Below are 14,295 nucleotides of genomic sequence, written 5' to 3'. Positions count from 1 at the left end.
GTCGCCGGCATGGAGTCCCCCAGCGCCCACGCCGTGGCGGCCGCCCTGGCGGCCGGTGCGGTGCGCGGGGCCCGCGGCAACTCCGGGGTGGTTCTCAGCCAGATTCTGGCGGGACTGGCCCAGGCCGCAGCCACCGGCGATCTTGACGGACAAGCGGTGGTCGAATCATTGTCGGTGGCCGTGCAGATGGTCGACCGGGCGATCACCGAACCAGTCGAGGGCACCGTGATCACCGTGATCAGGGCCACCGCGGTGGCGGCCAGCCAGGCCAGCCCCAACGACCTGGTGACGGTGACCGAGTGCGCGGTTGCCGCCGCCCGCACCGCGCTCAAACAAACCCCCTCCCAGCTGGAGGTACTGCGGAAAGCAGGGGTGGTTGATGCCGGGGGGCGGGGATTTGTGATTCTTCTTGAAACCCTCCACGACGAAATCACCGGCCGCACCGCCGGCCGGCCCGCCTTGGCGGATACGGACGGGGCGGCTGCGGCGGCGGGTGGCGGGCACACCCACAGCCTTGCCGCCGGGCCGGCGGCCGGCGGTGATGCCCCCGCCTGCGGGGCGGGCAGCCCCCCGCATCTGGAAGTGATGTGTTTTATCGACTGCGGTCAGCCCGGGCACATCGACCGGCTGGCCGAGCAGCTGGGCCGGTTGGGCGATTCACTGGTGGTGGCCCGCACCGGGGGCGGGCAGGCGACCGTGCACATCCATTCCCGCCGGGCCGGGGAAGTGATCACCGCTTTGGCCGCGGCCGGGTCGATCGAAGACGTCCGCCTGGAGCTTCTTCCCGACGGGCCGCACACCACCCCGCTGACGCGCAGCGTGATTGCACTGGTGCCCAAAGGCCGGTTGGCCGAACTCTACGAGAAAGCCGGGGCGGTGGTTGTCAGCCCCGTCCACCCCGATTCGCCGCCGCTGCCCGGTGACCGGGAGACCGGGCTGAAAGACACGGTGTCCGCCATCACCGCCGCCACCCGGGCCTCCGGGGCGAAAGAGATTATTCTGCTGCCCAACGGCATGCTCACCCGGCGGGAGATGGTCTCGGCGGAGCTGGTCACCCACGCCACGGAGAAAAAACTGACCATCCTTCCCACCGCCCGGCTGGTCTCCGGGATCGCCGCCCTGGCCGTCCACGACCCAACCCAGCCGATCGCCGTCGACGGCTATGCCATGGCGGAAGCCGCAGGTGCGATGACCACCGCGGCGGTGATCAGGGCAACAGCGGCGGAACTCACCGACGCCGGGCCCTGCCAGCCGGGGGATCTCATCGCGAAAAGCTCCTCGGGGATTATCACCATCACCCGCAACCTGCAGCAGGCCATCGAAGATACCGTCGACACCCTTTTGTCCGGCGGCGGGGAAATGGTGACCCTGCTGGTCACAGCGGAAGCAGCCGCCGCCGTCGACACCCGGGTGCTGGCCCGGCGGCTGGAAACCGCGGGAGTCGACTTCACCGTGTACCCGGCCGACGGCATGGACCATCCGGCGGAAATCGGTGTGGAATAGCCGCAAACCCCGGGCAGGCGCCACAGCAGGAACCGGCGCCCCCGTTTTGTTCAACACCCCTGGGAGGTGAGTCATGCTCGGCTGGAGCAGCAGCCGCCGGCTGGCGCAGATCATTCCCGCCGCCCCGGCGGCGGCGATCGCCGAGGCGTTGGGCGGCGACACCATCACCGACGTGCTCCTGCATTTTCCCCGCGACTACCACCACGGCTCCGGGGTGGATGTCGAAGACGCCCGGCCCGGCGATGTGGTCACCATGACCGGGACCGTCACCGGCGCCCGGCAGACCACCACCCGGCGCGGGCAGTTCATGTACACCATCACCCTGGACAGCGGCAGACAGAAAGTCAACGCCATATTTTTCAACAGCCGCTACATCGCCCGGCAGCTGGCCCCCGGCACCAAAGCCATGGTGACCGGGAAACTGGGTTTTTACCGCACCACCGCGCAGCTGAGCCACCCGGAATTCATGGTCATTCCCGCCCCCGGCAAACGTGGCGTGATGACCGGAGGGATGAAAAAACTCGCCGAATTCGGCTCCCCCGGGCAGCTGGAGGCATTGCTGACCTCGCTGGAGTACCTGCCGGTGTATCCGACGAAAAAAGGCACCACCTCCTGGATGGTGCTGGCGGCAGTCGATGCGGTGCTCAAACAGCTGCCCCCCATCGACGAGCCGCTGGGAACCACCCCGGAAGGCTTCGTCAGTTTCGATGAGGCCATCCGCGGCATCCACCAGCCCGACCACCGGGGGCCGGGGGTGTTCGCCGACAGAATCAAATACAACGAGGCGCTGTCCCTGGCGCTGGTGCTGGCCCTGGCGCGGGCCGACAACGACCGGCGCACCGCCCCGGCGGCCCCGCCGGTGGCGGGGCAGCAGTCCCGGGCGGAAAAACTTCTCGCCGGCCTGCCGTTTGAGATGACCGGCGGGCAGAAAACAGTCATCGGCGAGATTTCCTCCGACCTGTCGCACACCCGGCCCATGGCGCGGCTGCTGCAGGGGGATGTGGGAACCGGGAAAACACTGGTCGCCCTGGCCGGGATGCTGCAGGTGGTCGACAACGGCATGCAGTGCGCGCTGCTCGCGCCGACCGAAGTGTTGGCCACCCAGCACGGTGCCACCCTGTCCGCCCAGCTTGAGCGGGCCGGATGCGCCGCCCGCGTGGTGGTTGTCACCGGGTCGATGAAACAGAAAGACAAACAACAGGCCCTGCTCGATATTGTCACCGGGCAGGCCGACATTGTCGTCGGCACCCACGCCCTGCTGCAGGAAGGGGTGGAGTTTTTCAACCTGGGGCTGGTGGTGGTCGACGAACAGCACCGCTTCGGGGTCGAGCAGCGCGACCGGCTGCGCGATAGCCGGGACGATGGCATCACCCCGCATCTTCTGGTGATGACCGCCACCCCGATTCCCCGCACCATCGCCATGACCACCTTCGGGGATTTGTCGGTGTCGACCCTGGTGGAGCTTCCCGGCGGCAGGCAGCCGATCACCTCTGTTGTGGTGCCGGGGCACAAACCCGCCTGGGTGAGCCGCACCTTCGAACGCATCAGGGAGGAAGTCGCCCAGGGATCCCAGGCATTCGTGGTCTGCCCCACCATCGACGGGCCCGGTGGCGCGGAGGAGATGTACCACAGCTTGAGTGCCGAGATTTTCCCCGAACTGTCGGTCGGGCTGGTGCACGGCCGCCTGCCGGGGGACGACAAAGAAGCGGTCATGGCCGATTTCGCCGCCGGGACGATCGATATTCTGGTGGCGACAACCGTGATCGAAGTCGGAATCGATGTGCCCAACGCCACCGTGATGTATATCCGGGACGCCGACCGTTTCGGGGTCTCCCAACTGCACCAGCTGCGCGGGCGGATCGGCCGCGGGAGCAAACCGTCGTTGTGTCTGATGCACACCGACCAGCCGGAAGACTCCGATTCCTTCGCCAGGGTCACTGCCGTGGCCGCCACCCAGGACGGATTTGAACTGGCTGAACTTGATTTACGCGCCCGCCGGGAAGGTGATGTGCTGGGCACCGCCCAATCCGGGGGACGCCGCCGGGTGCGGCTGCTGGACCTGGTCGACGACGGGGAGATTATCCGCCGGGCCGCCGCCGATGCGGCTGAGCTGGTGGCCACCAACCGGCAGCTGGCCGAACAACTGGTCGGTGATGTCGCCGAGGAAGAACGCGACTACATCGACAAAACCTGACAACGACACCCCCGCCCGCCACCGTGGACCAGCGCACCCGCCCACCTAACGTCCGCCACCTTTTTGCCCCAACCCCGGCGGGCAGAAGCGCAGTGGCGCAGCTGATTATTCCGGGAAGACACAACCGCTGCTGCTTCCCGCCGGACACGGGTCTGCCCCGGCTGGTCCAACGCCCATCGGTTACAGTGGGAAGCTATGGATATCTGCGCGCCGTTTGCCGGCATTGTGCACCACAAAGTGGCCGCCGGGGAACCGGTGGACGCCGGGGCTGTGGTGGCGACGGTGGAAACCGTCAAACTCGAGGCCTCCGTCACCGCTGTCAGCCCCGGCATTGTCGCCGAGTGGCTGGTCGACGACTGCGGTGACATCACCGGTGGGGATCCGATCGCCCGTTTCACCCCCGCCGCCACGTAGATTGAAACCCCACCGGCACCGTTTCTCCGCCTGCCGGGCAACGAAACGCCTGCAGGCTTTGCCGCAGGGCGGCCCCACAAAGCACAGCCCGGGGCCGATAGTGCCGGTGCCCCCACCATCCCACGACATGGAAAGGGCCTTCGGTTCACCATGGCACTGACACGCATCATCGCCGGCGAAGCCCGCGGCCGGAAGATCAAAGTTCCCCCCAGCGGCACCCGACCGACCTCTGACAGGGCCAGGGAAGGACTGTTTTCCTCCCTGCAGGCCCGCTTCGGGTTTTCCGGCAAAGCCGTCCTCGATTTGTTCGCCGGCTCCGGGGCCCTCGGCCTGGAAGCCGCCTCCCGGGGCGCGGAATCGGTGGTGCTGGTCGAAAACAACAAAAAAGCGGCCGACATCATCAAAGCCAATGCCCGCGTGGTCGGCCACCCCGATGTCACCGTCTATGAGATGAAAGCCTCAAGCTATCTGGCCGGTGCCCCCGTAAACCACTTCGACATGGTGCTGGCCGACCCGCCCTACGACCTGGCCGACGAGGCCGTGGCGGAGATGGTGCAGGCGATCATCCCGCACCTGAAAGACGGGGCCGTGGTGGTGGTCGAAAGACACAAACAATCCCCGGAAACCGCATGGCCCGGCTCACTGACACCGACAGGGCAGAAGCTGAAAAAACGCACCTTCGGCATCGCCCGCATGGATATGGCCGTCTACCACGCCGACCAGCCGGAAACCCGGTGACACACCCCCGAAAAAACAAAAACCGGCCCCGGCCCCGCCACCCCCGGCGTCGACCAGCGCTGTCCCCTTCGCCCCATCAACGAGTAAGCACCACACACATGCCCAATAAAGCTGTCTGCCCCGGTTCCTTTGACCCCTGCACCAACGGCCATCTCGACATTTTCCAACGGACCGCGGCCATCTTCGACGAGGTGGTGGTCCTGGTCAGCCACAACAGCAAAAAACAGGGCATGTTCACCGTCGAGGAGCGCATCGAGCTGATCCGGCAGTCCACCGCCGGCATCCCGAACCTGACGGTGGACTCCTGGGAAGGGCTGTTGGTCGACTACACCACCGCCCACGACATCCACACCCTGGTCAAAGGGCTGCGCTCGGGCATCGACTACGAATACGAGCTGCCCATGGCGCAGATCAACCGCCGGCTGACAGGGGTCGACACCCTGTTTTTGCTCACCGACCCGAAATACGGCTACATCTCCTCCTCCCTGTGCAAGGAAGTCGCCAGCCACGGCGGGGATATCTCGGCGCTGCTGCCGGATCCCGTGGCCCGGGCCGTGCGGCAGCGCTTCGGCTCCCGCCGCGGATAATCCCGTACCCGCCACCCCGCCCACAGTCCGCTTATGTGGGTAAAATCACATACGGTGGGGGATAAAGTATTTTTGCACACAATAGTGCTGGCGAAATGCCCAATGGGGGCTGTGCACACGCTGATCATGGCCCGCCGCAGGTGCCGGCAGAGCCGGGAAACCAGTGCCGGTTGCGGCCCTGTCTTGGCGAAATGGCCCCCTGTGGCACTACAGTGACACTCGGGAAGGATATCGGGAGGGCGGCTCCGGGGGAGTCGCCCTCCCACCTTTAATTTCGGCCACCTATCGGCGAAGTGGGGGAGAAAGACCGTCCGGTCGGCAACACGCCGGTCCACGGGTGCCGGTGGGCGGCGGCAGGAAAGGAAAACCACCGGGGGCATCTCGCACCGCCCGGTGGCCGGAAAACATCATGTACGGGTTTCCGCCCGTTTTTTGTTCGCCACTGTCACCGCCAGATGCTGTGCAGCGGTGGCCGCCCGCCGGTTTTTTACAGAAGCGACGACAAAAACGCCTGCGTCCGGTCGTGCTGCGGGTGGTCGATGACCTGCTCGGGCCGACCGGATTCGACGACGACACCATCGGCCATGAACACCACCTGGTCGGCGACCTCGCGGGCGAAACCGATCTCGTGGGTGACCACCAGCATGGTCATGCCCTGGGCGGCCAGGCGCTGCATGACAGCCAGCACCTCGCCGACCAGTTCCGGGTCCAGGGCGCTGGTCGGCTCGTCGAACAGCATCAGCTTCGGTTCCATGGCCACTGCCCGGGCGATGGCCACCCGCTGCTGCTGCCCGCCCGAGAGCTGGACCGGGTAGGCGTCGGCTTTGTGGGCCAGCCCCACTTCCTCCAGCAGGGCCATGGCTTTGTCGTGGGCTGCGTCCGGGGACATCTTTTTCACCTGCACCGGCGCTTCGGTGATGTTGTCGATGACGGTGCGGTGGGGAAACAGGTTGAAGCTCTGGAAAACCATGCCGATGTCGGCGCGCTGCCGGGCGGCTTTCTTTTCGCTGATTTCCCACAAAACACCGTCTTTTTCCTCGTAGCCGATCAGCTCCCCGTCGACGTAGAGGCGCCCGGCGTTGAATTCCTCCAGGTGGTTCACGCACCGCAGGAAGGTGGATTTACCGGACCCGGAGGGGCCGATGAGACAGGTCACCGATCCTTTCGGGACGGTCAGGTCGATGCCTTTGAGAACTTTCAGGTTCCCGAAGTTCTTGCACACCTGCTGTGCCAGGATCATCGGGGTGTGGCTTTCGGTCATGGTGATTTCAAATCCAAGTGTGGTCGGGATGGGGCATGTGGTGGGGGTGGGCCAAGCGGTGTGCCGGTCAGCTGCCGGGTTTGACCGACACGTTGGCCGGTGGTTTGCCCTCGGCGTCGGCCAGGGCCGCCAGCTGGCGGGAGGACAGTTCCTTGGTGGCGCCGCGGGCGTAGTACTTTTCCAGGTAGTACTGGCCCACCATGAGAATCGAGGTGATCGCCAGATACCAGGTGGCGGCCACCAGCAGCATCGGCACCGGGCGGAACAGGGCGTTGGCGATATCCATCGACCGGCCGAACAGCTCCATGGTGTAGGGCACCACAACCACCAGCGAAGTGGTTTTCAACAGTGAGATGAACTCGTTGCCGGTCGGCGGGATGATGATGCGCATCGCCTGCGGCATCACCGTGCGGCGGATGGTCTGCCACCAGCTCATGCCCAAAGCCTTCGACGCTTCGGTCTGGCCTTCCGGCACCGCCTGGATACCGGCGCGGACGATCTCCGCCATGTAGGCCGATTCATTCAGCCCCAGGCCGATCACCGCCAGCATGAAGGTGTTGGACAGCACCCGTTCCAGGGAGATTTCGGTAAATCCCAGCGAGATCGACTGGTAGATCGATCCCAACAGGCCCCAGAACACCAGTTGCACATAGATCGGGGTGCCGCGGAACAGCCACAGGTACACCCAGGACACGCCGCGCAGCACCGGGTTCGGTGACATGCGCAGCACCGCCATCAACGCCCCGAGGACCACGCCGATGAGCATGGACAGCACCGTCAATGCCAGGGTTTTGGCGGCGGCCGCGGCAATCCGGGTGTCGAACAGGTACTGGAAATAGGTCTCCCACTGGTAGGCCTCGTTGGTGGCGGCCGTGATGACAAACAAAGCGGCCAGCAGCACCAGAATGACAGCCGCCACCCAGCGGCCCGGGTGGTGAAGCTGCTTTGCCTCGATGGGACGGGGTGTGTTCATGGCGAAACTTGCTCCAGGTGATGTGTGTTGTTGTGGCGGTTGAAAAGCGGGTGTGTTCCACGGACAGCCGTGGAAGAGGCGGTCTAGCCGACCGGTTGTGCGGCCGGGTGGCCGTTGATGTTGGCCTGTTCCACCAGACCGTCGGTAATGCCCCACATGTGCATGATTTCGGCGTAGGTGCCGTCATTGATCATCGACTGCAGCGCGGCCGCCAGGGCATCGGCCAGGGGAGAGTCTTTCGGCACCGGCCAGCCGTAGGGCGCGGCATCGAAAATGCTGCCGGTGAGCATGATTTTTCCCTCACTGCGCTCCACCGCCCAGGCGGTGGTCGGCGAGTCGGCCGAGAGTGCGTCGGCGCGGCCCAGCACCAGGGCGGTGGCGGCGGCGTCGGAGGAATCGTAGGGCAGTTTTTTGATCTCCGGTTTGCCGTCGGCGATGCATTGTTCGTTGCGGCCGGTGACATCATCGGTGTCGGAGACGGTGTTTCTTTGCACCGCAACAGTCAAGCCGCAGGCATTGTCCGGGTCGACCGGGTGGCCGGTCTGGGCCGCCCACTGGATCCCGGCCATGAGGAAATCGACGAAGTCGTAGGTTTTGCGGCGTTCCTCGTTGTCGGTGAACCCGGAGGCCCCGAAGTCAATGGTTCCGGCCGATACCGCCGGCAGGATCATGGAGAAATCCAGGTCGTTGATTTTCAACTCCAGGCCCATGGTGGCCGCGGCCGCGCGGGCCAGATCCATTTCGAAACCGATGATTTTACCGTCCGGGTCTTTGAATTGGGCCGGGGCGAACGGCGGGTTGGTGCCGATGCTGATGGTGCCCTTGGCGGCGATGTCCGCCGGAACGAGTGCCATGACATCCGGGTTGGCTGCGGGGATGACCTGCCGCCAGCCGGGCGGGTTACCGCCTTCATGGTTGGTGACACAGGCGCTCAGCCCCACCGCGATCATCACTGTCGCCACCAGGCAGAGGACCTGACGGAAAACTCCCGTGGATTGGTGCATGGGCGATTATTCTAGCGCACAACAGTTAACGGATACTGAAGGGGCTGAAATAGTTCTTCACCTGCACCGTCACTGACGGTTCCGGTTGGCGGGGGTGCAATGGCCCACAGTGCGTTTGGGTGTCGGTCAGTGTTTTTTCAGTCGCAGATAAGCTAACGCACTTATTTTTCATGCCGCCCACCCGTGCCGGATCACCGCCCGGCAGGGCCAGCACCCCGGGCCACCGCGGTTTTGGGCCCCCGCCGGCGGCGGCGGTATCAGAGGCGCTCTGCCTCGGAGGCGGATGACAGCCGGGCAACAGCGGTGACCGCCAGTGCACCCAGCGCCATCATGGCGGTGACAGCCAGCGGATTGGTCTGGCCCGGCCCGCAGCCGTGAAGGACCTGGTGCTGCCACGGCCACAGGGCGCGCAGGGAACCGATCATCAGCCCGGTCATCACGGCCAGCACCATCAGCCGCCTGGTGTGCAGCAGATGGGTGACCACCCGGACGATGGTGACAAGTCCCACCAGCGCGCCGGCGATGAACACCACCATCACCGGGATATCGAAGCCGGATACCGCATCAAGCACCGGCCCGTACAGGCCCAGAGCCAGCAGCACGAACGATCCCGACACCCCGGGCAGCACCAGGGCGCACACGGCGATCGCCGCCGCCCCGGCAATCATCCACCAGGCCGGATCCGTGTGTTCGGCGGCGGTGGTGCCGGTGGCGATGAAAGCCACCACAGCACTGAGTGCCCCGGCCACCCACAGCCTGGTGGCGGAGATATTGTCCGGGCCGATCATGTGCAGCGGCACTGCGGCACTGGCGGCAACCATGCCGAAAAACAGCGCCCGGGAATAGACCGGCTGGCTGTGGACGAAATGGCTCATCGGCCCGGCCATGGCGAACACGGTCACCAGCATTCCCAGGGCCAGCGGCACAAGCAGCCACCAGTCAAGCGACTTCACTGCCCGCCGGGCACCGGCCAGATCGCCTGTGGCGGCCCGCCCGGCGGCGGTGGTGGCGGTATGGGCCTGCACCAGGGTGCGGCTGTAGATACCGGTGACCAGGGCGATGGTTCCGCCGGAGATACCGGGCACCAGTTCAGCCAAAGCCACGGCAACGCCGCGCAAAGCCATGCCGAAGGCGCCGGGAACAGACCGGTGGGTGGTCGAAGGAGACGGGGTCATGGGTACTCCGGGGTGGTGAAGATGAAAAAACAAAAAACGGGCGGGTAAAAAACGGGCGGCGACGTGCCGGAAACAACCCCGGAAAACAACTGTGCCGGCCGGCTGTCGTGGAGCCGGCGCAGGATGCATCGGCACAGTGCCGGTGCGGCCGGCACAGCGGCCGGTCCGGCCCGGGGCGCAGCGGGCGGGGAAAGGCAGGCAACTGCAATCGTGCCCGGATATGACAAAACCCGGCAGGTTTCCTGCCGGGGGTCATGGTGCCCCAGGTGAGACTCGAACTCACACTGGACGGGTTTTGAATCCGTTGCCTCTGCCAATTGGGCTACTGGGGCGGGTGAAAAAAGCGGCTGAAGGTTGTTGCTGGGGGCAACAAACCGGCAAGCACCCGAACATAATAGCCCACCGGCGGGCCCCGGCGCATCTTCGGGGAAAAACCGCCTGTCAACCGGTGTGTCGCGGGGTCGGACGACCCCGCGGGCGCCGGGTATGGTGCCGGCCGTGCCGTACCCCGGATCTCATCACTGCCACAGCGAATGGGCGGCATAACGATGCATCCTTGTGCCGGCGGGGGAGGGATCAGGCGGAAAAGCCCTTCCCGGTCCACCTGCCGGGCCGTGACGCATACAATCGGGTGCCGTGACTTCCGCGACAACGACCACCTCATCCGATGCCACCGACAGGCTGATGCTCATTGACGGGCATTCCATGGCTTTCCGGGCCTTCTACGCCCTGCCGGCGGGGAATTTTTCCACCAGCGGTGGCCAGCACACCAACGCCGTCTACGGTTTCGTTTCCATGCTGGTCAACCTTTTGGGCAAGGAGAAACCCAGCCACGTTGCCGTCGCTTTCGACGTCGGGCGGAAAACCTTCCGGACCGATATGTTCGCCGACTACAAAGCGCAGCGTGACCCCACCCCGGAGGAATTCAAGGGACAGGTGGAGCTGTTGAAGAAGCTTCTTCCCGCCATGGGGATCAGCTGGCTGGAAAAAGACGACTTCGAAGCCGACGACATTATCGCCACCCTGGCCACCCGGGCGCAGGACGAGGGCTTCGACACTCTGGTTGTCACCGGTGACCGGGATTCCTTCCAGCTGGTCACCGACCATGTCACGGTGCTCTACCCGCGCAAGGGGGTCTCGACGATGGACCGGTTCACCCCGGCGGCGATCGAGGACAAATACGGTCTGACACCGAAGCAGTACCCCGATTTCGCCGCCCTGCGCGGCGACCCGTCGGACAATCTGCCCAAGATTCCCGGTGTGGGGGAGAAAACCGCCACGAAATGGATTGTCGACTACGGCGATTTGGACACCCTGCTCGCCCACGCCGACGATATCGGCGGCAAAGTCGGCGGTGCGCTGCGCGAACGCATCGACCAGGTGAAGATGAACCGGGCCTTGACCGAGATGGTCCGCGATATGGAGCTTGATAAAGGCCCGTCCGATTTCCGGCTCGGTGGAAGCGATGCCGACGAGATCACCAGCCAGTTCGATGCCCTCGAATTCGGCGGCACCCTGCGCTCCCGGGTCTTTGATGCCCTGGGAATCGACAGCGGGGAGCGCCCCACAGCGGATACCGCCGAGTCGATTGTGTTCGATTCCCCGGAACGTCTGGCCGGCTGGTTGACCACCGCCCGGGCACAGGCGGGCATCGCGGTGACGGTGACGGGCCGGGCTGATCCCGCATCACCGTCTGTGGCCCGGGTGGCTTTGGCGGCGCACGACCATCACGCGGTGGCTTTTGATCCCGCGCAGCTTGACGCCGACGACGAGAAAACCTTCGCCGATTTCATTGCCGATAGCAGCAGGCCGAAAATCTTCCACGACGCGAAATCGGCCTGGCACATGCTCACCGGTTCCGGCTACAGCATCGACGGCATTGCCCACGACACCATGATCGCGGCCTACCTGCTCAACCCCGAGGCCCGCTCCTACAGCATCGGGGATGTCTACCAGCGGATCATGCAGGTGGCCATTCCCGCACCCCCCGACGGGCCGGAGGACGGCGGGTCCGGTGACGGCAACGACGGGCAGCTGAGTCTGCTGGATATCGGTGACAGTGACACCGGCCCCGACCCGCGGGCCGCCATGATTGACGCGGCCTGCACCAGGGAACTTGCCTGCGTGTTGACCGACAAACTGGAACAGATCAACCAGCTGGCGCTCTACACCGACCTGGAGCTTGCCCTGGTACCGATTTTGGGACGGATGGAACGCACCGGTATCGCCGTCGATATGGCGGTGCTGACCGACCAGCGTGACGCCTACATCGACAAAATCGAGGCGGAACTGTCGGCCGCCCGGGACATTGCCGGGGATCCGGAGCTGAACCTGTCCAGCCCGAAACAGCTGCAGGTCGTTCTCTTCGAGAAACTGGGGCTGCCGAAAACGAAGAAAATCAAAACCGGCTATTCCACGGCGGCGAAGGAACTGGAGGCACTGGCGGCCAAAAGCGACCACCCGTTCCTGCAGCACCTGATGAGCCACCGGGAATACCAGAAGATGAAAACCACCCTCGACGGTCTGATCAAAGCCGTCGCCGATGACGGGCGCATCCACACCACCTTCAACCAGACGGCCACCGCCACCGGCCGGTTGAGCTCAACCGAACCGAACCTGCAGAACATTCCGGTGCGCACCGAAGCCGGACGGATCATCCGGTCGGCGTTTTGTGCCGGCGGGCGCAGCGGCGGGGTCACCTACACCGGGCTTGTCACCGCGGACTACTCGCAGATCGAAATGCGGGTGATGGCGCATGTCTCCGGGGATGAGGGACTGATCGAGGCCTACCGGCAGGGCGAGGATCTGCACAACTACGTCGGTTCGAAGGTTTTCGACGTCCCGGTGGACAACGTCACCCCCGATCTGCGGCGCAAAGTCAAAGCCATGAGCTACGGGCTGGCCTACGGGCTCAGCGCCTTCGGCCTGGCGGGGCAGCTGTCGATCTCGGCGAAAGAAGCCAAAGAGATCATGGACACCTATTTCCAGCGTTTCGGCGGGGTGAAAGCCTACCTGGACCAGGTTGTTGTCAAAGCCGCCAAAGACGGCTACACCCAAACAGTGTTCGGCCGCCGCAGGTACCTGCCCGATTTGACCTCCACCAACCGGATCGCGCGGGAAAACGCCGAGCGCGCCGCCCTGAATTCCCCGATTCAGGGAACCGCCGCCGACGTCATCAAAATCGCGATGATCCGGGTCGATGGGGCACTGCGCACGGCACAGCTGAAATCACGGGTGCTGCTGCAGGTCCACGACGAATTGGTGGTGGAAGTCGCCGACGGTGAACTCGACTCCGTCCGTGAACTGGTCGAGCAGGAAATGGATCAGGCAGTCCAGCTGACAGTGCCGCTGGAAGTCTCCACCGGGCATGGTGCCAACTGGGATGAGGCCGCCCACTAGCACCGTGGGGCGGAACGCCGGCCGCCGCCGTCAACCAACCAACCCCCTGCGTCCCGTCCCGGCTCAACCGGGGCGGGCGCAGGTGCGCGGTTTTTCACGCGGTGTGTCCAAGGCTCGGCACCCGGAAACCGGATGGTCTGGTCCATGCGCTGTCCGGGTGGGCGCTAGTCGGGAAGGTGGGCGACAATAATGGCGGTGCCGGGAATGATCCGGCCACGGGTGGGGGAGAACTGGTTGAAGGATTCCTCCAGATTGTCCGGCCACTCCGGTTCGATGAAGTCGTCGAGGATGAAGCCCGCGGCCAACAGCTCCCGGATTCTGTCACCGATGGTGCGGTGGTGCTCGGCGTAGGTGATGGTGCGGGTGACCGGATCCCGTTCTATGTAGGGGGAGCGGTCGAAGTAGCTCAGATAGGCGATCAGCCCTTCTTCGCCGGGTTCATCGCGGAACACCCACCTAAACGGGTGCAGGACAGAAAACACCAGTCTGCCGCCCGGGCGCAGCACGCGTGCGGCTTCATGCATCAGCTGCTGGGAGTCGGCGACGAAACCGATCGCCCCGTAGGCGGTGAACGCCACATCGAAGCAGTTGTCCTTGAACGGCATGGCCAGGGCATCAGCCTGCACCAGGGGAACAACCGGTGTACCGGTGGATGCGTCCACACCGTGGCGCAGCATGCCCGCGGAAATGTCGAAAGCGGTGATCGTCCCGACCCCGGTGTGGTTGAGCCACCGGGAACACGGTGCTGATCCGCAGCCGAATTCGAGAACGTCTTTGTCGCGGACATCGCCGAGAAGATGATGGTCGGCTTCGTCGAAATATTCCGGCGACCACAAAAACTTTCCTTCCGGCTGGTCTGCGCCCAGAAAGCGGGAATGCTCCCGGTGATAGTTGTCGGCGTCAAAGTCCCACCACAGGCGGTTGGCCCGCGAGGATTCGGTTGCATCGGCGTGACCGAAACCGCCGGCGGCCGGAATCGGCGAGGACGGAGGAGGTGTGGAGGACACTGTTATTTGCAACCTTCCTTGCCAGGGAGTTATTGTCTTC

Annotated in this window: 11 protein-coding genes and 1 tRNA gene; 6 read left to right on the top strand and 6 right to left on the bottom strand. The window is 64.9% G+C overall.

Going from position 1 to position 14,295, the window contains the following annotated elements; all coding sequences use genetic code 11:
- From JZY06_RS08260 to coaD, 5 genes are all read left to right on the top strand, one after another.
- Positions 1-1,503: DAK2 domain-containing protein (locus tag JZY06_RS08260; protein WP_242516858.1), on the top strand; the 1,503-nt coding region annotated here is incomplete at its 5' end.
- 73 nt (positions 1,504-1,576) lie between these two features.
- Positions 1,577-3,697 carry an ATP-dependent DNA helicase RecG gene (locus JZY06_RS08255; protein ID WP_207279083.1) on the top strand — a complete coding sequence of 707 codons (2,121 nt, stop codon included), beginning with the start codon at positions 1,577-1,579 and terminating at the stop codon, positions 3,695-3,697.
- Between the two features lie 195 nt (positions 3,698-3,892).
- The gene (locus JZY06_RS08250) at positions 3,893-4,111 is read left to right on the top strand and encodes a biotin/lipoyl-containing protein (RefSeq protein ID WP_207279082.1); all 219 of its coding nucleotides are present in this window, start codon (positions 3,893-3,895) and stop codon (positions 4,109-4,111) included.
- A gap of 156 nt (positions 4,112-4,267) precedes the next feature.
- Positions 4,268-4,849, top strand: coding sequence for a 16S rRNA (guanine(966)-N(2))-methyltransferase RsmD (gene rsmD / locus JZY06_RS08245; RefSeq protein ID WP_207279131.1), 582 nt, complete (start codon positions 4,268-4,270; stop codon positions 4,847-4,849).
- Positions 4,850-4,947: 98 nt separating this feature from the next.
- Positions 4,948-5,436: a pantetheine-phosphate adenylyltransferase gene (coaD, locus tag JZY06_RS08240; protein ID WP_207279081.1), complete on the top strand. Its 489-nt coding sequence runs from the start codon at positions 4,948-4,950 to the stop codon at positions 5,434-5,436.
- 487 nt (positions 5,437-5,923) lie between these two features.
- On the opposite strand, the gene JZY06_RS08235 is transcribed toward coaD, so the two are convergent.
- The 5 genes from JZY06_RS08235 to JZY06_RS08215 all read right to left on the bottom strand — a co-directional run bounded on the left by JZY06_RS08235 (position 5,924) and on the right by JZY06_RS08215 (position 10,181).
- On the bottom strand, positions 5,924-6,676 hold the full coding sequence (locus JZY06_RS08235) for an amino acid ABC transporter ATP-binding protein (RefSeq protein ID WP_207279130.1): 753 nt from the start codon (positions 6,674-6,676) through the stop codon (positions 5,924-5,926).
- A gap of 88 nt (positions 6,677-6,764) precedes the next feature.
- Positions 6,765-7,670 (bottom strand): amino acid ABC transporter permease, encoded by a 906-nt coding sequence (locus JZY06_RS08230; protein ID WP_207279080.1) that lies wholly within the window; start codon positions 7,668-7,670, stop codon positions 6,765-6,767.
- Between the two features lie 83 nt (positions 7,671-7,753).
- Positions 7,754-8,674, bottom strand: a complete 921-nt coding sequence (locus JZY06_RS08225; protein ID WP_207279079.1) for an ABC transporter substrate-binding protein — start codon at positions 8,672-8,674, stop codon at positions 7,754-7,756.
- Positions 8,675-8,931: 257 nt separating this feature from the next.
- Positions 8,932-9,849, bottom strand: a complete 918-nt coding sequence (locus JZY06_RS08220; RefSeq protein ID WP_207279078.1) for a DUF368 domain-containing protein — start codon at positions 9,847-9,849, stop codon at positions 8,932-8,934.
- A 255-nt stretch (positions 9,850-10,104) separates the two neighbouring features.
- Positions 10,105-10,181: transfer RNA gene (locus tag JZY06_RS08215), tRNA-Leu, on the bottom strand.
- 352 nt (positions 10,182-10,533) lie between these two features.
- Between JZY06_RS08215 and polA the strand changes: the two genes are divergently transcribed.
- Positions 10,534-13,248, top strand: coding sequence for a DNA polymerase I (gene polA / locus JZY06_RS08210; protein WP_207279129.1), 2,715 nt, complete (start codon positions 10,534-10,536; stop codon positions 13,246-13,248).
- 164 nt (positions 13,249-13,412) lie between these two features.
- Here the strand turns inward: polA and JZY06_RS08205 are convergent, their stop codons facing one another.
- Complete coding sequence (locus JZY06_RS08205) at positions 13,413-14,255, bottom strand: class I SAM-dependent methyltransferase (RefSeq protein WP_330617211.1); 843 nt, start codon at positions 14,253-14,255, stop codon at positions 13,413-13,415.
- Positions 14,256-14,295 lie beyond the last annotated feature (40 nt).

It is taken from the genome of Corynebacterium mendelii (assembly GCF_017307055.1).
Classification (GTDB): domain Bacteria; phylum Actinomycetota; class Actinomycetes; order Mycobacteriales; family Mycobacteriaceae; genus Corynebacterium; species Corynebacterium mendelii.
The sequence above is the reverse complement of the archived record's forward strand: the minus strand, read 5'-3'. Positions and strand labels throughout refer to the sequence as shown.